This window comes from Arthrobacter sp. SLBN-83 (assembly GCF_006715285.1).
GTDB lineage: Bacteria > Actinomycetota > Actinomycetes > Actinomycetales > Micrococcaceae > Arthrobacter.
In genome coordinates this window covers 2,211,186-2,231,668 of record NZ_VFMX01000001.1, presented here as the reverse complement: position 1 = coordinate 2,231,668, position 20,483 = coordinate 2,211,186, and the positions used below count along the sequence as shown (strand labels likewise).

Below are 20,483 nucleotides of genomic sequence, written 5' to 3'. Positions count from 1 at the left end.
GGAGTGCATCATGACTGAACCGGCAACCCCCTACATCGCAGCCAAGACCACCCCCATGGAATCGCGCGTGGCTCTCCGTGCCCGCATTCCGGGCTGGGGTGTGGACCTGGACCCGAAGGACCGGCCGTCGTTCCCGCGCGAGCAGCCCGGCATCCAGACCGGCGCGCATTGGAAGTTCCCGGACCGGCAACCGGAGGCGCAGCCCCGCGAACGGTCCATTGAGCACGCCATGCTGACGCCCGCCTTCGGCACCTCCGCCCCGCTCAAGGGAGCCTCCGGCGCCATCCGCAGGTATGCCTACCGCCGGTACAGCGAAGGGCGGGCGGCGCACTGGCTGCTGCTGATTGCCGCCGACCGGGTGGATGCCTGGGAAAGCCACCTGAAGTCCTTTGCCACCCTGCGGCCGGACAACCCGATCACGGAGACCGGGGTTGGAAGCGAATTCTCCGGCAACGGACTCAAGTCGCGGGCAGGCAAGCGGGTGGACGTGAACCACGCCTGGATGGATCCGGTGATCGTGGCCGGGCCGTGGGTTTTGGCCGGGCTCGGGGCGGCGGCAGTGCTGCGGGCCCTGCGAAGCCGGCGCTGAGAAGACCGCAATTACGTCACGCCACAGTTTCGTAATTGATGTGAACCTCGTCACTTAATCTGCTTTTCGGCTTGGAGCTTAGGTTTGCCTACCCTACAGTTTTCTGACATAGGCAACATTCGTGTTTCCTAATAGGACTTAGGTTCAAGCAGACTTTTTCCCCACCGAAAGCAGCCTCAATGAAGATCCGCAACAGCGCGCTGGCCGGCATCGCACTCGCCGCCAGCGCAGCTCTCGGCCTGACCGCCTGCGGCGGCTCCACCCCCGCCGGCGATAGCTCGTCCGCCGCGTCCGGCGATGCCGCCTCGGGCGAAATCACGGTCTACAACGCCCAGCACGAGAGCCTCACCAAGGAATGGGTGGATGCCTTCACGGCGGAAACCGGCATCAAGGTGACCATGCGCCAGGGCTCGGACACCGAACTGTCCAACCAGATCATCCAGGAAGGCCAGGCTTCCCCCGCGGATGTGTTCCTGACCGAGAACTCCCCCGCCATGACGCAGGTGGAAAATGCCGGGCTGTTTGCCGACGTCAACAAGGACACCCTGTCCCAGGTCCCCGCCGAATTCTCGCCGTCCACCGGCAAGTGGACCGGCATCGCCGCCCGCTCCACCGTGCTGGTCTACAACAAGACCAAGCTCACCGAGGACAAGCTGCCCAAGTCCATGCTTGACCTGGCCAACCCGGAGTGGAAGGGCCGGTGGGCCGCCTCCCCCAGCGGCGCCGACTTCCAAGCCATCGTCTCCGCACTCCTGGAGCTGAAGGGCGAGTCCGCCACCGAAGAGTGGCTGAAGGGCATGAAGGAAAACTCCAAGGCCTACAAGGGCAACAGCACCGCCATGAAGGCCGTCAACGCCGGTGAAGTGGATGCCGCCCTGATCTACCACTACTACTACTACGGCGATCAGGCCAAGACCGGCGAGAACTCGAACAACGTCACCCCGTACTACTTCAAGAACCAGGACCCGGGCGCCTTCCTGTCCGTCTCCGGCGGCGGTGTGCTGAAGTCCTCCAAGAACGCTGCCGCTGCGCAGGAGTTCCTGAAGTTCATCACCGGCAAGAAGGGCCAGGAAGTCCTCAAGAACGGCACGTCCTTCGAGTACGCCATCGGGTCCGATGTTCCCGCCAATGACAAGCTGGTTCCCATCAAGGACCTGCAGGCACCCAAGGTTGACGCCGCCAAGCTCAACTCCGAGAAGGTCACCGATCTGATGACCCAGGCAGGACTCCTCTAATTCCGTGACCACCGATCTATCGGCTCCGCCCGGGCGGAGCACGACGACGGCGGGCCGGGGCAACAGCCCCCGCCCGCCTTTCGGCGTTTCCGCAGTGTCCGTCCTGGCGGTGCTGATCGCCCTCTTCTCCCTCGTCCCGCTGGGGTACGTGGCCTACATGACGGTGGCAACCGGGTGGGACACCGCCGTCGGGCTTATCCTGCGGCCCCGTGTGGGCGAACTGCTGCTGAACACCCTGCTCCTGATGGCCGCCACCATCCCGTTGTGCCTGCTGCTTGGCGTGGCGGGAGCGTGGCTGGTGGAACGGACCAAACTGCGCGGCCACCGGATCTGGGCCGTGCTGCTGGCCGCTCCGCTGGCCGTCCCCGCGTTCGTGAACAGCTATGCCTGGGTCTCCGCCGTCCCGTCGCTCGGAGGGCTGGGATCCGGCATCCTGATCTCCACGCTCTCCTATTTCCCGCTGGTGTACATCCCGGCCGCGGCCACGCTGAGCCGGCTGGACCCGGCCATTGAACAGTCCGCCGCCGCACTGGGACTGGGCGCCTGGCGCGCCTTCTTCCGGGTGGTGCTCCCCCAGCTCCGGATCGCACTGACGGGCGGTGCCCTGCTGGTGGGGCTGCACCTGCTGGCCGAATACGGCGCCTTCGCCATGATCCGGTTCGACACCTTCACCACCGCGATCATGACCCAGTACCAGTCCACGTTCAACGGCGCGGCCGGGAACATGCTGGCCAGCGTCCTGGTGTTCTTCTGCCTGCTCCTGCTGGTCGCGGAGGTCCGCAGCCGCGGCACGGCCCGCTACGCCAGGATCGGTTCCGGCGTGCAGGCCAGGGCGCTGCGGCTCCCGCTGCACGCCTACCAGCTTCCCGCCCAGCTGTTCCTGCTGGCCCTGACCGCGTTGGCTTTCGGGCTCCCGCTGTACTACGTCATGCGCTGGATCCTGGCCGGCGGGGCGGACATCTGGACCGCGTCCGAGTTCCTCCCGGCACTCCTCACCACCTTCACCTACGGGCTCGCCGGCGCAGCAGCCACCACCGTGGTGGCCTTCCCCATGGCCTACCTCGCCGTCCGCCACCCGGGCTGGTTCAGCAAGTCCCTGGAACTGTCCAACTACGTCACCAGTTCCATGCCCGGCATCGTGGTGGCCCTGGCATTCGTCACCGTGAGCATCCGCATGGTCCCCGGGATGTACCAGACCGCCGGGCTGCTGGTGGCGGCGTACGTGCTCCTGTTCCTCCCCCGGGCCCTGGTGAACTTACGGGCCGGGCTGGCACAGGCCCCCAAGGAACTGGACGAGGCAGCCCAGGCGCTGGGCAAGCCGCCGCTGCTGGCCTTCATCCGCGTCACCCTGCGCCTCACCGCCCCGGCTGCCGCCGGCGGAGCAGCGCTTGTGTTCCTTGCCATCGCCAACGAGCTCACAGCCACCTTGCTCCTGTCCCCCAACGGCACCAAGACGCTGGCCACCGAGTTCTGGAGCAAGAGCAGCGAAATCGACTACGCCGGCGCCGCGCCGTACGCACTGCTGATGATCCTGCTTTCCGCCCCCATGACCTACCTCCTCTTCCAACAGTCCAAGAAAGTAGCCGGACAGTGACAGCACCATCAACCCGCAGGCTGCCCGAGCCCCGGGTGGCACCCTCGGTGGCAGCAACCACCAACAGCCACCTGCAGATCACGGACGTCACCAAGAACTTCGGATCGCAGGCGGTCCTGAGGGGCGTCAACCTGTCCGTGGCCAAGGGCGGCACCACCGCCATCGTGGGCCCGTCCGGCTCCGGCAAGACCACGCTGCTGCGCCTGATCGCCGGCTTTGAGCATCCGGACACCGGCAGCATCTCGCTGAACGGGACCCTTGTGGCCGGTGATGGCGCCTGGCTTCCGGCGCACAAGCGGGAGATCGGGTACGTTGCCCAGGACGGTGCCCTCTTCCCGCACCTGACGGTGGGCCAGAACGTTGCCTTTGGCTTGAACGCGGCAAAGCTCGACGGCGGCCGGCGTGCCATCAACGCCCGTGTGGCGGAACTCCTGGAAATGGTGTCGCTGGATGCGTCCATGGCCAAGCGCCGCCCGCACCAGCTCTCCGGCGGACAGCAGCAGCGCGTTGCCCTGGCCCGGGCGCTGGCCCGCGAACCGGAGCTGATGCTCCTGGACGAGCCCTTCTCCGCCCTGGACGCGGGCCTGCGCGTGGCCACCCGCCGCGCCGTGGCCAAGGTCCTGGCCGAACACGGAGTCACCACCATCCTGGTCACCCACGACCAGGCCGAGGCCCTGTCCTTCGCCGACCAGGTGGCCGTGATGCGCGGCGGCAAGCTGGCCCAGATCGGCAACCCCTTCGTGGTGTACACCCGCCCGGCGGACAGGGCCACCGCCGAATTCCTGGGCGACGCCGTCATCCTGGACGCCTGGCTGGAGGGCTCGCTGGCCACCTGCTCCCTGGGCGGCATCCCAGTCCGCCGGCCGCCGGCGCAGGGGCGGGTGCAGCTGATGCTGCGGCCCGAACAGATCCGCATTGCCGAGGACGGACCCATCCGCGGCGTGGTGGTTGACACGGATTACTTCGGCCCCGAGACCACCGTGCGGCTGAAGCTGAACGTGCCCAAGGAAGTGGCGGAGCACGCCGACCACCGCTACCCCGGCGGAGGCGAGGTGATCACCATCCGGCACTGGAACGCCTCGATCGCCCGGCCCGGCATGGAGCTGTGCCTGCGGGTGGTGGGCGAAGCCGTCGCCTTCCCGATGGACGACTGAGCACCACCGGCCACTCCTGTCACCGAAAAATCACCCTGCGGAAACACTCCGGCAATGTCTCCCCGGCAAGCTGTGTTTACGGGGACACAACAGCAGGAGGCAGTCCATCATGGAGGCACCAGGAGTACGTACGGCCCAGCTTCGCGTCGGGGACCAGATCGAGGCGTGGCACCGGGGCAGGCTCTTCCACAAGGGTAAGGTGACCGACGTCGTCCCGGCCCTGGAACTCTTCTGGATCCTGGACGCCCGGACCGGCACTCGGAAGCTGCTGGACCCCGAGGCACTGGAGATCCGCCACGTGGACCCGGCTCCGGTCAAGCTGGAAGTCCCAGCCAAACCGCAACCTCCGGCCACGCCGCTCGCCACCGCCTAGCGGAAAGGCTCAGGCGCGGTCCTGATAGACGTCAGGGACGCCGTCGTGGTCCGTATCGACTTTTTCAAGCTCTTCGGCGAGCCGGTACTGCCGGTTGCGGGTGCGCAGCACGGCCGTTGCCAGCAGCGCGGCAACCAGCGACGCGGCCAGGATGCCCACCTTGGCGTGGTCGTCATGCAGGCTGCCGTTGCCGAAGCTGAGTTCCGCCACCAGCAGGGAGACGGTGAAGCCGATCCCAGCCAGCAGCGCAACGCCAAACACGTCGATCCATTTGAAGGAGCTGTCCAGGGTGGCCCTGGTGGCTTTGGTAAGGATCCAGGTGGTGGCCAGGATGCCGATCGGCTTGCCCAGGACCAGGCCCAGGATGATGCCCAGCGCCACGGGGTCCGTCAGGGCTGAGCCCAGTCCCGCCCAGCCGCCCACGGCCACGCCGGCCGAAAAGAACGCGAAGACGGGTACTGCCACGCCCGCGGAGATGGGCCGGAACCGGTGCTCGAAGATCTCGGCCAGCCCGGGGCCGGCGTCGGGTCCGCCCGACGCCTGGGAGCGGATCACGGGGATGGCGAAGCCCAGCAGGACCCCGGCCACGGTGGCATGGATGCCGGAAGCGTGCACCAGCGCCCAGGTCACGGCCCCCAGCGGCAGCAGGACCAGCCACGCCGCTGCGGCATGGAGGCCAAAGAATCGGCGGAACTTCTGCGCCAGGAAGGCATAGATGGCCAGCGGAATCAGTGCCAGGAGCAGGGGCGCCACCTGGATGTCGCTGGAGTAGAAGAACGCGATGATGGTGATGGCGATCAGGTCATCCACCACCGCCAGCGTCAGCAGAAAGATCCGCAGGGCGCTGGGCAGGTGGGATCCAATGATCGCCAGGACGGCAACGGCAAACGCAATATCCGTTGCGGTGGGAATGGCCCAGCCCCGGAGTGTCTCCGGGCTGGCGAGATTGACGACGGCGTAGATCACCGCCGGGACCGCCACGCCTCCCACGGCGGCCGCCACGGGCACAATCGACTTGCTGATCTGGCGCAGGTCACCGGCCACGAACTCGCGCTTGAGTTCCAGGCCCACCAGGAAGAAGAAGATGGCCAACAGCCCATCCGCCGCCCACGCCCCCAGGCTGAGCTCAAGGTGCCACGGCTCGTAGCCGACCTTGAAGTCGCGGAGGGCAAAATAGCTGTCCGCCGCCGGGGAGTTGGCCCATACCAGCGCGATGACGGCAGCGATTACCAGGAGGGCGCCACCTACAGTTTCCTTGCGGAGGATCTCCCCGATGCGCAGCGCCTCGGCGTAACTGCCGCGCGCAAAGACCGTGGAACCGAAAACCTTATTTGTCTTTGGGGCGGGCGTGCTGGAGTTCATACGGGCGTCCTTAAATCCGGGTTCGACAAATCCATGCCGACCAGACTTCCCGGCGCACCTCCGTCAATCCTACCGGGGAACGGGGCGCTACCCGGCGCGCCGGCCTCCCGCGTGGTCCGCCCGGCCGTGCAGTTGAATGGCCCGCACGGCACGGTCCAGGTAGGTCCGCGCCTCCGGCGAGTTGGCCAACTGCACCAGTTCCGCCGCCACCACCACCAGCTTGACGTTCCGGTGGCTGCTGGTGCTCACCAGCATCTGGAAGGCATCATCGGAGCCGAGTTTCAGCTGGCCCATGAGGATGCCACGGGCCTGGTCGATCACGGTCCGGGTTGCCGTGGCGCCGGCGACGGCGTCCCGCGCTGTCTGTTCGGTTTCGCGCTGCAGCGTGCGGCTGAGATCCACCGTCACGCCTTCGAGCGCCACCACTGATCCATCGTCACCGAGGACCGCCTCGCCGGAGGTCAGCACGCGCCGCGTCTTCCCGTGGGCATCCACAATCCGGTGATACATGCAGAAGAAGCCACCAGTGGTGGAAACCTGCCCCACAATCTCCTCGCACTGCTCGCGGTCGTCGGGATGCTTGTGGGCGAAGATCAGTTCCAGCGTGGGCACAACCTCGCCGCGCTGGTAACCGTGCAGCCGGAACATCCCGTCCGACCACTGGAAGGTTGGACCGGCGGGCTCCAATTCCACCCTGAAGATCCCGGCGTCGCTTTCGCTGTCTCCGAGTGCACTCGAATACGTGTACAGATCGCTGAGCTCCGTCACAGGGCACCTCCCGCAATGGCCAGCCCCCAGCGGGCCGGCCCTGTCCTCACTCCTTCCAGTATGGTCGCCTTGCGCAACAGAAGGTAGTGCGGGAGGTCCCATGGAAGTCGCGGGGGACCTGCGTTAGAGTGCTTGACCATAATACCCCTAGGGGGTATATTGGCGATGTTGTCAGTGAAGTGGTATGTCCCGGCCGGCGCACCCGCGCCAGCCTTCACAGCCGTTCAACCCCAGCACCCCTTGATTCCCTCAACGGATTGGAACTGACATGAACAGCGGGAACCGTCCCCAGCTCCCCCTCACATCCCCCGGGTGCAGCTGCTGCGCTCCAGCCAACCCGGCCGAACCGGCCAGCACCCTCCCTGCAACCGCCCACCGGGAGTCTCCCGCCGCCGTCGTAACTGCCGACGCCGACGCCTCGACCCAACTCAACGCCGGTTAGGGCCTGGCCTGAGACGGACGGCGCCCCGCGCGCGGTCTGAACATTTTTCCGCAGTCCCGGGTAGAGCCGGGCAGCGATTGCCTCCAAGGAGGAACCATGCAGAATCACCACGATATGCAGGACGACCCCGCCATGCACCACCAGGGCGGCGGGCATGACCACCAGCCGCCCAGCCGGACGCTGACGGAGCCCCCGGCACACAGCGCGGGGCATACCGGCCACGGCCAGCACGACGACGACCACACCATCCACACCCACGGCCAGCACGCGGGGCACAGCACGGCCATGTTCAAGAACAGGTTCTGGCTGACGCTGGCCCTGTCCATTCCCGTGGTCTACTTCAGCCCCATGATGGCCCACCTCCTGGGCTACATGCCGCCGGAATTCCCCGGCTCCGCCTGGATCCCCCCGGTCCTGGGCACTGTAATTTTCCTGTACGGCGGACAGCCGTTCCTCAAGGGCGGCCTGCAGGAGCTCAGGGACCGCACTCCCGGAATGATGCTGCTGATCGCCATGGCCATCACGGTGGCCTTCGCCGCGTCTTGGGTCACCAGCCTGGGAATCGGCGGCTTCGACCTGGACTTCTGGTGGGAGCTGGCCCTGCTGGTGGCCATCATGCTGCTGGGGCACTGGATCGAGATGCGCGCCCTCGGGTCCGCGCAGGGCGCCCTTGACGCCCTCGCCGCGCTGCTGCCGGACGAAGCCGAACGCATCACGGACAGCGGCACCGAGACCATCCCCGTCTCCGAACTCAACCCCGGCGACCTGGTCCTGGTCCGCCCCGGCGCCCGCATGCCCGCTGACGGAAACGTGGTGGACGGGCAGGCCGAGTTCGACGAATCCATGATCACCGGCGAGTCCAAGACTGTGGCGCGTGGCGCGGGCGATCCCGTGGTGGCCGGAACCGTGGCCACGGACAGCAGCGTCCGCGTCCGGGTCACGGCCGTGGGCGACCAAACCGCCTTGGCCGGGATCCAGCGGCTGGTGGAGGAAGCACAGGCCTCATCGTCGCGCGCGCAGGCCCTGGCGGACCGTGCTGCGGCCTTCCTCTTCTACTTCGCCGCCGGCGCCGGCGTCCTGACCTTCATCGCCTGGACGCTGATGGGAAGCGTTCCGGACGCCGTCACCCGGACCGTCACAGTCCTGGTCATCGCCTGCCCGCACGCCCTTGGCCTGGCCATCCCGCTGGTGATCGCCATCTCCACCGAGCAGGCTGCGCGGGCCGGCGTCCTGATCAAGAACCGGATGGCGCTGGAGCGGATGCGGACCATCGACGTTGTCCTGTTCGACAAGACAGGCACCCTGACCACGGGCGAGCCGGAGCTGAAGGACGTCGCCGTGGCTGAAGGAGCAGATGCCCACTCGGTGCTGGCCCTGGCCGCCGCGGTGGAGTCCGACAGTGAACACCCTGTGGCGCGGGCCATCGTGCGCGCCGCCAAGGCACGTAACCTGTTGCTGCCCGCCGCCACCGGCTTTACTTCGCTGACGGGCCGGGGCGTCCGGGCCACCGTTGACGGCCGTACGGTGCACGTGGGCGGACCGGCGCTCCTGCGCGAGCTCGGCGTCGTCGAACCTGCCTCTCTGGCGGGGAGCACCAAAGCCTGGATGGACCGCGGAGCCGCAGTGCTCCACGTCGTCGACGACGGCAACGTCCTGGGTGCCGTCAGCATGGAGGACGCAGTTCGGCCGGAGTCGCGGCAGGCCGTGTCAGCCCTGCAGCGGCGCGGCGTCAAGGTGGCCATGGTCACCGGAGACGCGCACCAGGTGGCCCAGGCAGTGGCCGCGGACCTGGAAATCGATGAAGTGTTTGCCGAGGTCCTGCCTGCGGACAAGGACAAGAAAGTGGCCGAGCTGCAGGGCCGCGGGCTGAAGGTGGCCATGGTGGGCGATGGCGTTAACGACTCCCCCGCGCTGGCCCGCGCCGAGGTGGGGATCGCCATCGGCGCCGGAACCGACGTGGCAGTGGAGTCGGCCGGTGTGGTATTGGCCGGAAACGACCCCCGGGCCGTGCTGTCCATGGTTGACCTGTCCCGGGCCAGCTACCGGAAGATGTGGCAGAACCTGGTGTGGGCCACCGGCTACAACATCCTGTCCGTGCCGCTGGCTGCCGGTGTCTTGGCGTTCGCCGGGGTGGTGCTGTCACCGGCAGCGGGGGCAGTGCTGATGTCCGCGTCCACCGTTGTGGTGGCACTGAATGCCCAGCTCCTCCGGCGCCTGAAACTGAACCCGTCCGAGGTACGTTGAACAATCCAATGCCAGTTAAAGGAGGGACGGCCATGACCACCCGCGCCGCGGCGTCCCTCCTTCGCCATGCCTGGCTGCTGGCAGCTACCCTCGCCGTCATCACGGGGCTGTTGGGCATGCACGTGCTCACCTCCGGGCATGGTTCCCACGGGTCAGTGTCCGGTGGGGCAATCGCCGGGCACGCCGCCGTCGCGCATTCTGCCGTCGCGCATTCTGCCGTCGCGCATTCTGCCGGTGACGGCCATGCCGTGCACGCAGGCCACCCTGCCACCGGCCCGGACGCGCCGGTCCTCGAGTCCGCCGCCTGCGGCGGTTCCTGCCCGGGCGCCCAGAAACCGGGCGCGCCCTGCGTCCCCACGGCACCGGGCGGCCCAGTCAGCGTTTCCCCGCCCCCGGCGTCCCTGACCGCCCTTCCTGCATTGGCCGCCGTCGGCAACACTCCGGGCTACAGCTATCTGCCGCCCTGCCTAACACCCTGCGACCTGTCGATCAGCCGGACGTAAACCGGACTGCGCCAAATTCACTTCGGCCCAGTCACCCACTTCCCTGAAAGACAACCATGAACACCACCATCAAGACCTTGTCCATTGCTGCTGCCCTGGCCGCCTCACTCGGCCTGGCCGGCTGCGCCGCCAACGCCGGTTCCGGCAACAGCATGCCCATGGACCACGGCAGCTCCACCCCCATGTCGAGCACGATGCCCGGCGCCGGCATGAGCCCCAGCGCGAGCGCCGACCATAACCAAGCCGACATCATGTTTGCCCAGATGATGATCCCGCACCACGCCCAGGCGGTGGAGATGAGCGGCATCATCCTGGACAAGCAGGACATCCCGGCGGAAGTGACCGCGCTGGCCACCAAGATCAAGGCGGCCCAGGCGCCCGAGATCGAACAGATGACCGGCTGGCTCCAGGGCTGGAACGTGCCCACCGGGATGAGCGACCACACCGGCCACGGCATGACCGGCATGGTGGACGACGCCGGCATCGACAAGCTCAGGTCCGCCACCGGCACCGACGCCGCGCGGCTCTTCCTGCAGCAGATGATCGGCCATCACGAGGGCGCCATCGACATGGCCCAGCAGGAGATCAGCGCCGGCAAGTCCCCTGAAGCGGTGAAGCTGGGCCACGACATCGTGGACGCGCAGCGGGCGGAGATCACGCAGATGAAGGAGCTGCTGGCCACGCTCTAGCCATGGGACAGCCCGTCCGCCCGGCGGGAAACGTGAACGGCGCGGCGGCGGCTTCCGGTCCGGGAGCCGCCGCCGCGCCATCGCGTGTTAAGTTGAAGGGCACGGGCCCGAACAGATCGGCCGCCAGCTGGGAAAAGAGAAAATCTCCTTGGACACTTCCGCACCAGTACGAATCCTGACCGTCTGCACCGGCAACATCTGCCGGTCTCCCGTGGCCGAACGGCTGCTGCAGGCGGGACTCGACCAGGTGGTGCCCGGCGGCTTCCAGGTGTCCAGTGCGGGCACCCGCGCCCTGGTGGGCGAGCCCATGCAGCCCATCTCGGCGGACATCGTGCGGACGTTTGGCGGGAATCCCGATGGGTTCGCAGCCCGCCAGCTCACCCCCAGGATCCTGCGCGGCGTGGACTTGGTGCTCACCATGACCTCCGGGCACCGCGGCGAGGTCCTGCAGCTGGACGCCTCCCTGCTCAAGCGGACCTTCACCATCCGCGAGTTCGCCCGGATGCTCAATGTCCTGGACCAGCGCGCCGCCGAAAATAACAGCCAGCCGGCCGCTTCTGCCCAGGAAGCAGCGTCAGACGACGAGTCCCGGCTCGCTGCCAACGCCGCCTTGTGGCGCGGCTTGCCCGCCCGGGCCGCCGGGGTGCGGCACCTCTCGCTGCCTGCCGACCCCGCAGAAAATGACATCGTGGACCCGTACCGCCGTTCGCCGGAGGTTTACCGGGAGATGGAGGACCAGCTGGCTCCGGCGATCGTCTCCATCCTGCGCCACGCCCGCCTCAATGCACCAGTGAGCCCCGACGCCGCCCAACTGTGAGGGCAACAAGGGACGGCGCCACCCAAGCGCCGCTGCCGCAAGCCGGTCAAGGTGACAGTTTGGCTACTCCTGTAGCCAATGAGGCCCTGCCGGACGGACACTGATCCCACCAATCACAATGAGGTGGAGGCGTCATGAGCATCCCAGGCGGTTCTGATCCATCCGGTCCCAGCGGTCCCGGCAACTCCGGTTCGCAGCCCACCGGCCAATCCGCCCACCGGCCCGCCTGGCTGGTTGCCCTGGGCCGCCGCCGCTGGATTGCCGCGCTCGTGGCGGTGGCGTTGGTGGTGGCGGCCGGAATCGCGGTCTTCAGCCTGAACCGCGCCGGCCAGGAAGCGCAGCCGGCAGCCACCCAGACGCAGTCGCCCAGCGAAACGCCTGCACCGACTCCCTCTGAAACGCCCCCGCCGACTCCGGCTCCCCCACCCCCGCCCGCCCCTATCCCGGACCTGCCTGCAGCCCCGATGAACATCCTGGTCATCGGCAGTGACATCCGCGGCGGCACCCCGGCACGCGATGCCGCCGCCCATACCGCAGCCACCGGCGAACCCCAGGACCAGCGGGCGGACTCCCTCATGGTGGTCCACGTCCCCGCCGACCGGCGGAACCTGTACCTCATCTCCATTAACCGCGACAACTGGGTGGACATCCCCGGCTACGGGGCCGCCAAAATCAACGCCGCCCTGCAGTATGGCGGCATCGACATGGAGACCGCCACCGTGCAGCAACTGCTCGGGATCACCATCGACCACACCCTGATGTTGGACTTTGGCGGGTTCAAGATCCTGGTGGACGGCCTGGGCGGCATCGATGTCAACGTGCCCATCCCGTTCCAGTCCAGCATTGAGACCCAGCACGTCTTTTCCGCCGGCATGAACCACCTGGACGGGCAGGCGGCATTGGAGTTCTCCCGCGAGCGCTACGCCTTCGCCGACGGCGACTTCCAACGCGTCCGCGACCAGCAGATCATGCTCCGCGCCATCCTGGCCCGCCTCACCGCGGGCGGCGCCCTCAACGACGTGAATACAGTGCGGTCCCTGGTCGATTTCGCTTCCTGCTGCCTGACCGTGGACAAGGCCTTCGACCCCGTGCAGGCAGCCATCCTGGCCTACAGCCTGCGGAACCTTGACGTGAACGCCATCGGCACCATGACGCTGCCGACCGCGGGCTCGGGTTTCGTGGCCGGGCAGTCCGTGCTGTTTCCCGACTACGGTGGCATCGCGGCCGTGGGCGCGGCGCTGCGGGAGGGCCGGATCGGCGACTTCGCGAAACCATAGGGCGGGGCGTGCCCGGCCTCGGGGAGAGGTGGCGCTGCGCCAAAGCGGTGGTGACGCGCAGATTCCCTGGCGCGGCGATATCAGGGGTGCGACAGCGCTTTGGCGCATCGCGGGGGAATTTGCGCGTCGTATACCGCCCGTTCACCCCGGCGTCGGAGGCTGTGTGCCGACCCGGGAAAGCCTGAGGACATGATTGAGTCTTCCCAGGCAGGGGTTTCCCGCCGCACCATTGTCAAGAGTTCCGTCCTCGCCGCCGCGCTGGCATCGGTTCCCGCCGCCAACGCTTCGGCAGCCACCCAGGCTCCCGCCGGCGTCGCGCTGGTCCGTAACCGGCTGGCCCTGCCCAGCGGCATCGCCACAGGCGACGTCACCTCCGATTCGGCTGTGTTGTGGTCCCGCGCGTCGGGCGCCGGACGGATGACGGCCGTCCTGCGGGCAGTGGACGACGGCGGCCAGGTCCTGCGGGGGCGCGGCGCCTTTGAGCGGGTCCTCCGCGGGCCCCGCGCCACCCAGGCGTCCGACTTCACCGCCAAGATTCACGCCGGAAACCTGCCGTCCAACACCCGCTTTGCCCTGGAGATCAGTTTCGAGGACGACGGCGGCGCGGCCGGTGAGACGGTTCGCGGCAGCTTCCGCACGGCGCCCGACGCCGGGACGGTCAACGGCAAGGGCCGCACCGGTGACACCAGCAACGGCGGCGACGTCCCGGCGTCGTCCGCCCAAAGCTTTGTGTGGACCGGCGACACCGCCGGCCAGGGCTGGGGAATCAACGAGGAGATCGGCGGGATGCGCGGCTACCGGGCCATGCACCAGACCCGCCCGGACTTCTTCATCCACTCCGGGGACACCATCTACGCGGACGGGCCCATGGCCGAAACCGTGGTGGAAAAGGATGGCCAGGTCTGGCGCAACCTGGTTACGGAGGAAGTGTCCAAGGTGGCCGAAACGCTCACCGAATTCCGCGGCCGGCACCGCTACAACTCCATGGACGCCAATATGCGGGCCATGTTCGCGGACGTGCCGGTCATTGCGCAGTGGGACGACCACGAGACGCACAACAACTGGTACCCGGGCCAGATCCTCGAGGATTCGCGCTACACGGTACGGGACGTCAACACCCTCGCCGCCCGCGGCCGGCAGGCGTGGCAGGAAAACATGCCCATCGCCGACAGCTCGGCCGTCTGGCGCCCCGGCACGTTCGACGACGCCGGCCAGTACCAGCCCGCCCGGATCTACCGGAAAATCTCCCGGGGCCCGCAGCTGGACATCTTCTGCCTGGACATGCGCACCTACAAGTCCCCCAACACGGACGGCAAAGAACCCTACGCCACGAACATTCTTGGCCAGGAGCAGGTGGACTGGCTCATCCGCGAGGTGTCCAAGTCCAAGGCGACATGGAAGGTGATCGCGAACGACCTGCCGCTGGGCATCGTGGTGCCGGACGGCCCGGTCAACCAGGAGAGCCTGTCCAACCGCGACAACGGCGCTCCCCTGGGCCGCGAACTCGAGATCGCCGGGGTGCTCAGCGCTTTCAAGCGCAACGGCGTGAAGAACACGGTGTGGCTTACCGCGGACGTGCATTACTGCGCCGCCCACCACTACTCCCCCGAGCGTGCCGCCTTCACCGACTTCGCCCCCTTCTGGGAGTTCGTGGCCGGACCCATCGCCGCAGGTTCCTTCGGCCCCAACAGCATGGACGGCACGTTCGGCCCCGAGGTGATGTTCTCCAAGACCGGACGCTTCGCCGGGGAGTCACCGCGCGACGGCGAAAACCAGTTTTTCGGCCACGTCCAGCTGGGCGAGGACAACAGTTTCACCGCCAGCCTCCGGAACGCGAACGGCACCACGGTGTTTTCCAAGGTGTTGATGCCCGAACGGTAGCTCCTGCCTCAACCCGCAATGCCGCCAGCGACGCGCATATTCCCCGACGCGCCCGTATATGGGGTGCGTCGATGGCTTTGCGCGTCGCCGGGCAATATGCGCGTCGAGCCGCGCGGTGCTGCAGCGGCGGCGGCGCACCCGGGCGCTGCCGCCGTCGTCGGTTATTTTGCGCCGACCCCTGGGTACACCGTTGGTAGTGTTCCTGCATTCGGTACGCATTCGGAACAGCGAGGACGGGGTGATTTTTTGAAGGACACTTCAGTTAACAGCACTTCAGCGAACGACGGCGGCCTGACGGAGGCGGTCCAGCAGCCCGGGGCCGTGGAGCTGCTGCTGATCCGGCATGGTGAGAGCGAAGGCAACGTGGCGGCCACCGAGGCCCGTGACGCCGGCGTGGAGGTCATCGAGGTTCCCGCCCGGGATGCGGATGTTGACCTGTCAGGAACCGGCAGGGACCAGGCCAAGGCTCTGGGCACGGCACTGGGACGGATCGCCGAGGAGTTCCGTCCCGACGCGGTGGTGTCCTCTCCGTATGCCCGGGCGCGGCAAACGGCTGAAATTGCAGTGGAGACGGCCGGCTGGCCGCTGCAGGTGCGCACTGACGAGCGGCTCCGTGACCGCGAACTGGGCATCCTGGACCGGCTCACCCGGCTGGGCGTGGAAAACCGCTACCCCGAGGAATCGGAGCGCAGGGATTGGCTGGGCAAGCTGTACTACCGGCCGCCGGGAGGGGAATCGTGGGCGGACGTGGCGCTGCGGCTGCGGTCCGTCCTGGCGGAGCTGAACAGCACAGGGATGGGCCAACGGGTCATGCTGGTGTGCCACGACGCCGTGATCATGCTGTTCCGGTATGTCCTGGAAGGCCTCAGCGAAAAGGAACTGCTGGACCTGGCGGCCAGGGAGGCCATCCTCAACGCCTCAGTGACCAAGTTCGTCCGCCCCTCCGGAGTGGGGCCATGGACTCTGGAAAGCTTCAACGTGGCCGACCATCTGGCGGAGCAGGGCGTCGCGGTCACCCAGCACGCGGGAGACACCAGTGTCCGCCCGCGCTGATGCATCCGGACCCACCCTGGTGACGCCGTCGCTCCTGCGGGAGTGGCCGCTGCCGGCGCCGGGCCAGGACAAGTATTCCCGGGGCTCGGTGCTGGTGGTGGGCGGGGCAAGGGCCACGCCCGGCGCAGCCCTCCTGGCCGGCACCGCAGCCCTGCGCGCCGGGGCCGGGAAGCTCACGCTGGCGGTGGCCGAATCGGTGTCGGTGCACCTGGGGGTGGCGATGCCCGAGTGCGGCTCGATCGGACTTCCGGAAACCGCCGCTGGCTCTGTTAAGCCGGAGCTGGACCGGATTTCCCCCTACCTGGATAAAGCCGACGCCATCCTGGTGGGCCCGGGCCTGGACGATCCCGATCTTGCCAACGAACTGCTGGAGGCGATGCTCAGCCGCGAGGGCGGCGCGGGGAGTGGCTCCCAGGGCGACGCTGGCTCGGGGGAAGGTCCCGCCGTCGTCCTCGATGCCTACGCGCTGGGCGCCCTGGTGCCGTTGGAGGATCAACTTGGCCCGTGGCGCGGAAGGCTGATCCTCACCCCGAACCCGACGGAAGCGGCGGTCCTGCTGGGGCGGGACGTGAACGACCTCGAAAAGGACCTGGCCGAGATTTCCGCCAGGTTCGGCGCCGTGGTCAGCTGCCAGGGGCTTATCACCCAGCCGCCCGGCCTGAACCCGGACGAGCCGGAGCTGTGGAAGATCACCACGGGGTACGGCGGGCTGGGCACGTCCGGCAGCGGCGACGTGCTGGCGGGAGCCATTGCCGGGTTCCGGGCCCGCGGAACCACGGGCGCCCAGGCAGCCTGCTGGGGAACCCACCTGCATGCAGCGGCGGGGGACCGTTTGGCCAGCAGGCTGGGACCGCTCGGCTTCCTGGCCCGCGAACTGGCTGACGAATTGCCCGCCCTGATGCTGGAATTCAGCGTTTGACGCGGGCTTCACGGCGGACTGCAGGTGCCCCCGGCACGCGGATGGCCCCCGGCTAAACCCGGGGGCCACCGTGTCGGGAGGTTAAGGCCTAAGCTGCCGATGCGCTGTCTGGCGCTGTGGCGTTGCACAGATGGCGATTCGCCCCAAAAAGGCAGTCAACAGATGTGCCCGCCTCCCGAGCCTTCCGGTCCTCTGCGGTTCCCGCTTTGAGCGGAATCCCTGCGCCGGCTATGCGGAGATCTCCTGCTTTGCCCCCTTCGTTTCAATCTCGATCTTGCGCGGCTTGGCCTTTTCGGCCACCGGGATCCGCAGCGTCAGCACACCGGCGTCGTAGCTCGCCTTGACGTTGTCCACGTCCAGCGTGTCGCCGAGGATCAACTGCCGGCTGAAGACGCCGCGCGGCCGTTCCGCTGCGATCAGTTCGGTGTCCTTGCCCACGGGATCGGGCCTTTCCGCCCGCACCGTCAGCACGTTCCGTTCCACGTCCAGGTCCACCGAATCCACAGCGACGCCGGGCAGATCGAACGCCACGACGAATTCCTGGTCCTCACGCCATGCGTCCATCGGCATCGCCGCCGGGCGCGCAGTGGTACCAAGGACCTGCTGGGCCAGCCTGTCCAGCTCGCGGAACGGATCGGTTCGCATCAACATGGCTTCCCTCCTGGTAAGAGTTGGTCCAACACTGTTTCCACATCAGCCTGATGTGTGGTGGCTGATATAGATTTTTTAGCACTGCAGCGGGAGGTCTTCAAGGGGTTAAGTCGCGGATTTCCTGCATATTTTTCAGGGCAGAAGCGGGCTTGATTTTCGCGACGCCCGCATCCTAAAAGGGCCTTCTGCGCAGCTGCTGCTGCGCAGAAGGCCCCTCTTTGGAGTCACTGCTTTACGGGTTGCGGTCAGTCCCTGGTGGGATCCGGGCGAAGCGGCGCGGGCCCTGGATCCGGCACCGGCAGCGGGCCGGGCGCCGGCGGCGCCGGGAACGGGTTGGGGGACGGCGGACCGGGCGGTCGCGGCTGGGTGGGATCCGGCGACGTGGGCTCCGGACCGGGTTCGGGCGGAAACGGCTCAGGTTCGTGCACTGGCGGGATGGTCATGGAACTTCCCCTCTCATGCTGGACTTATGTGCCTTGAACTGACCAGACTACGCCCGCAATCCCTCCGCAACTACCCTCTCCATCCCCGTTGCCCTATCAGATTTGGCCCTTATAAGGCCCCTTTAGGAGCCATAAGTGATGGAGCATCACGACGGCGGGACGGCACCTAGTCCCGGACGGCACCAACCAGCCGCAGCCAGCCGAGCAGCTGCGCCGGGTCCGCCTCGCCGCAGCGGAAACCCACGTAGCCATCCGGGCGGACGGCAACAAGGCCAGTGCCGGGGTGGCTGGTGAGGCGGTGGACGTGCAGCAACCGGGGCCGGCTGTCCACCGCAAAGGCGGGGCCGGCACCCAGGGCGGCCGGGCCGGCGTCGCGCCCCAGCAACAGGTGGATGCCCGGCACGGCGGTCAGCTCGTGCAGGCGGACCACCTGTCCGTCCACCGACACCACAGCGTCGGGCAGCCGCTCGCCCGGCCGCGGCCATCCGCTGGCCTGTGGCACGCCGTCACGCGAGATGGCGCTGTTCCGGTAGTTCACGAACGGCTGGGCCAGCAGCCTGACGCCCTTTGAGATGAGCCAACGCCGTCGGAGGAGCAGGGGCAGGACGGGAGCGAACGCCGGCAGGACGCTGCGGGCCAGGCGGGCTGCCGGATGCGGCGAGGCTTCGCCGAAGAAGATCAGGTGCGTCAGCGCCAGCACCCGCCGGGCCGCGGGCAGCCGCTCCCGCCCGTAGCTTTCCAGCAGTTCCGGCAGCGGCCTGCCGGCGGTCGAGGCAAACCCGAGTTTCCAGCCGAGGTTGAGGGCGTCCAGAATGCCGTTGTTCATGCCCTGGCCTCCCGCCGGGGAGTGGGCGTGGGCGGCGTCGCCGGCCAGGAAGACGGGGCTGGTCCCGAACGTGCCGGCAATCCGGTGCTGCAGCGGAACCTGGGCGGACCAGCCCACGTCCCGTACGGTGGCCTCCAGGCCCGACTCCCTCACCAGCCGCGCCACCTCCTCCGGTGGAACGGGCGGACCCAGCTGGCCGAAGCTGGCGCTGGAACCCGGCACCGCCGGGCGGGTGGCCAGCATCCGCCACGTGGCACCCTCGCCCAGCGCGAAAAGGAAAGCCAGCCCTGCACGCCCCACCGCCACATGCAGCAGCCCGGGGTCCAGGGGGCCATCAAGTTCGAGGTCGGCCAAGACGGCTTCCACCCGGTACGGACCGCCGCGCCACTGCGCGCCGGTGATCCCACGGACGGTGCTGGACTGCCCGTCGCAGCCGGCCAGGAAGCGCGAGGCGTGATGCCCGGGCCCGCGGGCTCCATTGAGCTCGGCATGGACCGGGCCGCCCTTTTGCCACGCCGGCGGCCCGCCGTTGTCCTGGTGCAGGCCACGGAATTCCACGCCCCATTCCACCGCGACGCCCCTGTCCTGCAGCGCCTGCCACAGAACCTCCTCGACGTCGGCCTGCCGGACCAGCGTCAGGTGCGGGAAGGCAGTGTCCGGAAGATCTGCGTGCCCCAGCCGGGCTTCGACCACCCGCCGGCCCAGATGAATCCGTGCTTCGGGTGTGGTGTCTGCCCGGCCCAGCAGGTCAGCGGTTACGCCCAGCGGACGGAGGCCTTCCAGGGCCCGGGCATGCAGCATCAGCGCTCTTGACGGGCGGGCCCGCTGCTCGCGCCGGTCCACCACCCGCACGCTGGCGCCGTGGGCAAGTGCCTGGAGGGCGGTGGTGAGCCCGGCGGGACCCGCGCCAACCACTAAGACGTCCGTGTCCGCCGTCGTACCTTGCCCGCCTGGCATGAGCGCCCTGCCGTCACTCTTTGGCGCGGAGCCGCCACCAGGCGTGGTCGATTCCGGCGGCCGCAATCCTGGCCGGGTCCGCCAGCACCTCGTCGCGGCGCAGGCCGGGCAGCACCTTGTAGCTGATCGACCCGCGAACGCTGACCAGTTCCAGGACCCGCCAGAGGGCACAGGCATACTTCCGGGCGCGCTCGGCGCCGTCCCACTCGTACAGCCCGCGGTACGCGCCGAAGGTGTCGTGGGCGCACCAGAGCTTGGACACGAAACCCGGGAACCCCACGAAGAGTGGCGTGTTCAGGATGCTTTCCGCCTCGAACACGCGGTGTGCACGGCCCCGGACCAGGCGCAGCGTGAACGCCACCACCAGCACGCAGGGCTCGGCAGGCAGGCGGTCGACGGCGGTCTCCCGGTAGACCCGTGACGTGCTTCCGTCGGCGAAGCGCAGCACCCGGCCCACATTGTCCTTCGGAAGGTGTACCTGCCTGCGGGCCAGCATGACGCAGGACGTTCCGACGCTGCGCGCGACCGCCAGCCAAGCCGTGGGCCGGGGAGCCGGTCCGGATTCGGGGGTCATGAGCGTTCTCCTTTCCCTGCGCCTGCCTGCAGCGCCCTTCCAGCCTGCCGGGGAGGACGCGAATGCTCCCAGAGTCTTTCGCCCCCTTTCGCGCTTTCGCGCCGGGCGTCTCCCCCCACAGCGAACGGCCTG

Annotated in this window: 19 protein-coding genes; 14 read left to right on the top strand and 5 right to left on the bottom strand. The window is 68.1% G+C overall.

Features of this window, described 5'->3' with window-relative positions; translation table 11 throughout:
• Positions 1 to 10: 10 nt before the first annotated feature.
• From FBY30_RS10245 to FBY30_RS10225, 5 genes are all read left to right on the top strand, one after another.
• Positions 11 to 589: a hypothetical protein gene (locus FBY30_RS10245; protein WP_442858280.1), complete on the top strand. Its 579-nt coding sequence runs from the start codon at positions 11 to 13 to the stop codon at positions 587 to 589.
• Between the two features lie 179 nt (positions 590 to 768).
• The gene (locus FBY30_RS10240; protein ID WP_142132782.1) at positions 769 to 1,824 is read left to right on the top strand and encodes an iron ABC transporter substrate-binding protein; all 1,056 of its coding nucleotides are present in this window, start codon (positions 769 to 771) and stop codon (positions 1,822 to 1,824) included.
• Between the two features lie 4 nt (positions 1,825 to 1,828).
• Entirely contained in the window at positions 1,829 to 3,418 is a 1,590-nt protein-coding gene (locus FBY30_RS10235) for an ABC transporter permease (protein WP_200830671.1), read from the top strand.
• On the top strand, positions 3,415 to 4,572 hold the full coding sequence (locus FBY30_RS10230; RefSeq protein ID WP_200830670.1) for an ABC transporter ATP-binding protein: 1,158 nt from the start codon (positions 3,415 to 3,417) through the stop codon (positions 4,570 to 4,572). The genes FBY30_RS10235 and FBY30_RS10230 overlap by 4 nt, the downstream gene beginning before the upstream one ends.
• Before the next feature lie 109 nt (positions 4,573 to 4,681).
• Positions 4,682 to 4,945 carry a hypothetical protein gene (locus FBY30_RS10225; RefSeq protein ID WP_142132781.1) on the top strand — a complete coding sequence of 88 codons (264 nt, stop codon included), beginning with the start codon at positions 4,682 to 4,684 and terminating at the stop codon, positions 4,943 to 4,945.
• A gap of 9 nt (positions 4,946 to 4,954) precedes the next feature.
• On the opposite strand, the gene nhaA is transcribed toward FBY30_RS10225, so the two are convergent.
• Both nhaA and FBY30_RS10215 read right to left on the bottom strand, forming a co-directional pair.
• Entirely contained in the window at positions 4,955 to 6,307 is a 1,353-nt protein-coding gene (gene nhaA, locus FBY30_RS10220) for a Na+/H+ antiporter NhaA (protein ID WP_142132780.1), read from the bottom strand.
• Positions 6,308 to 6,394: 87 nt separating this feature from the next.
• On the bottom strand, positions 6,395 to 7,075 hold the full coding sequence (locus tag FBY30_RS10215; RefSeq protein ID WP_235009396.1) for a PAS and ANTAR domain-containing protein: 681 nt from the start codon (positions 7,073 to 7,075) through the stop codon (positions 6,395 to 6,397).
• Positions 7,076 to 7,343: 268 nt separating this feature from the next.
• On the opposite strand from FBY30_RS10215, the gene FBY30_RS20640 reads away from it, so the two are divergent.
• The 9 genes from FBY30_RS20640 to FBY30_RS10175 all read left to right on the top strand — a co-directional run bounded on the left by FBY30_RS20640 (position 7,344) and on the right by FBY30_RS10175 (position 16,900).
• Positions 7,344 to 7,517: a hypothetical protein gene (locus FBY30_RS20640; protein WP_160141458.1), complete on the top strand. Its 174-nt coding sequence runs from the start codon at positions 7,344 to 7,346 to the stop codon at positions 7,515 to 7,517.
• 96 nt (positions 7,518 to 7,613) lie between these two features.
• A complete protein-coding gene (locus FBY30_RS10210; RefSeq protein WP_142132778.1) occupies positions 7,614 to 9,761 on the top strand; it encodes a heavy metal translocating P-type ATPase in 2,148 nt (715 codons plus the stop codon).
• Positions 9,762 to 9,793: 32 nt separating this feature from the next.
• A complete protein-coding gene (locus FBY30_RS10205) occupies positions 9,794 to 10,264 on the top strand; it encodes a hypothetical protein (protein WP_142132777.1) in 471 nt (156 codons plus the stop codon).
• A 56-nt stretch (positions 10,265 to 10,320) separates the two neighbouring features.
• Complete coding sequence (locus tag FBY30_RS10200) at positions 10,321 to 10,953, top strand: DUF305 domain-containing protein (protein WP_142132776.1); 633 nt, start codon at positions 10,321 to 10,323, stop codon at positions 10,951 to 10,953.
• A gap of 148 nt (positions 10,954 to 11,101) precedes the next feature.
• Complete coding sequence (locus FBY30_RS10195; RefSeq protein WP_142132775.1) at positions 11,102 to 11,770, top strand: arsenate reductase/protein-tyrosine-phosphatase family protein; 669 nt, start codon at positions 11,102 to 11,104, stop codon at positions 11,768 to 11,770.
• Between the two features lie 134 nt (positions 11,771 to 11,904).
• Entirely contained in the window at positions 11,905 to 13,047 is a 1,143-nt protein-coding gene (locus FBY30_RS10190) for an LCP family protein (protein WP_142132774.1), read from the top strand.
• Between the two features lie 189 nt (positions 13,048 to 13,236).
• On the top strand, positions 13,237 to 14,928 hold the full coding sequence (locus tag FBY30_RS10185) for an alkaline phosphatase D family protein (RefSeq protein WP_142132773.1): 1,692 nt from the start codon (positions 13,237 to 13,239) through the stop codon (positions 14,926 to 14,928).
• Positions 14,929 to 15,174: 246 nt separating this feature from the next.
• The gene (locus tag FBY30_RS10180; RefSeq protein WP_142132772.1) at positions 15,175 to 15,981 is read left to right on the top strand and encodes a histidine phosphatase family protein; all 807 of its coding nucleotides are present in this window, start codon (positions 15,175 to 15,177) and stop codon (positions 15,979 to 15,981) included.
• A complete protein-coding gene (locus tag FBY30_RS10175; RefSeq protein ID WP_200830669.1) occupies positions 15,965 to 16,900 on the top strand; it encodes an NAD(P)H-hydrate dehydratase in 936 nt (311 codons plus the stop codon). Before FBY30_RS10180 ends, FBY30_RS10175 begins: the two co-directional genes overlap by 17 nt.
• 228 nt (positions 16,901 to 17,128) lie before the next feature.
• On the opposite strand, the gene FBY30_RS10170 is transcribed toward FBY30_RS10175, so the two are convergent.
• The 3 genes from FBY30_RS10170 to FBY30_RS10160 all read right to left on the bottom strand — a co-directional run bounded on the left by FBY30_RS10170 (position 17,129) and on the right by FBY30_RS10160 (position 20,351).
• The gene (locus FBY30_RS10170) at positions 17,129 to 17,551 is read right to left on the bottom strand and encodes an Hsp20/alpha crystallin family protein (protein WP_142132771.1); all 423 of its coding nucleotides are present in this window, start codon (positions 17,549 to 17,551) and stop codon (positions 17,129 to 17,131) included.
• Between the two features lie 609 nt (positions 17,552 to 18,160).
• Complete coding sequence (locus FBY30_RS10165; protein ID WP_268815689.1) at positions 18,161 to 19,843, bottom strand: FAD-dependent monooxygenase; 1,683 nt, start codon at positions 19,841 to 19,843, stop codon at positions 18,161 to 18,163.
• Entirely contained in the window at positions 19,791 to 20,351 is a 561-nt protein-coding gene (locus FBY30_RS10160; RefSeq protein ID WP_142132769.1) for a hypothetical protein, read from the bottom strand. The genes FBY30_RS10165 and FBY30_RS10160 overlap by 53 nt, the downstream gene beginning before the upstream one ends.
• Positions 20,352 to 20,483 lie beyond the last annotated feature (132 nt).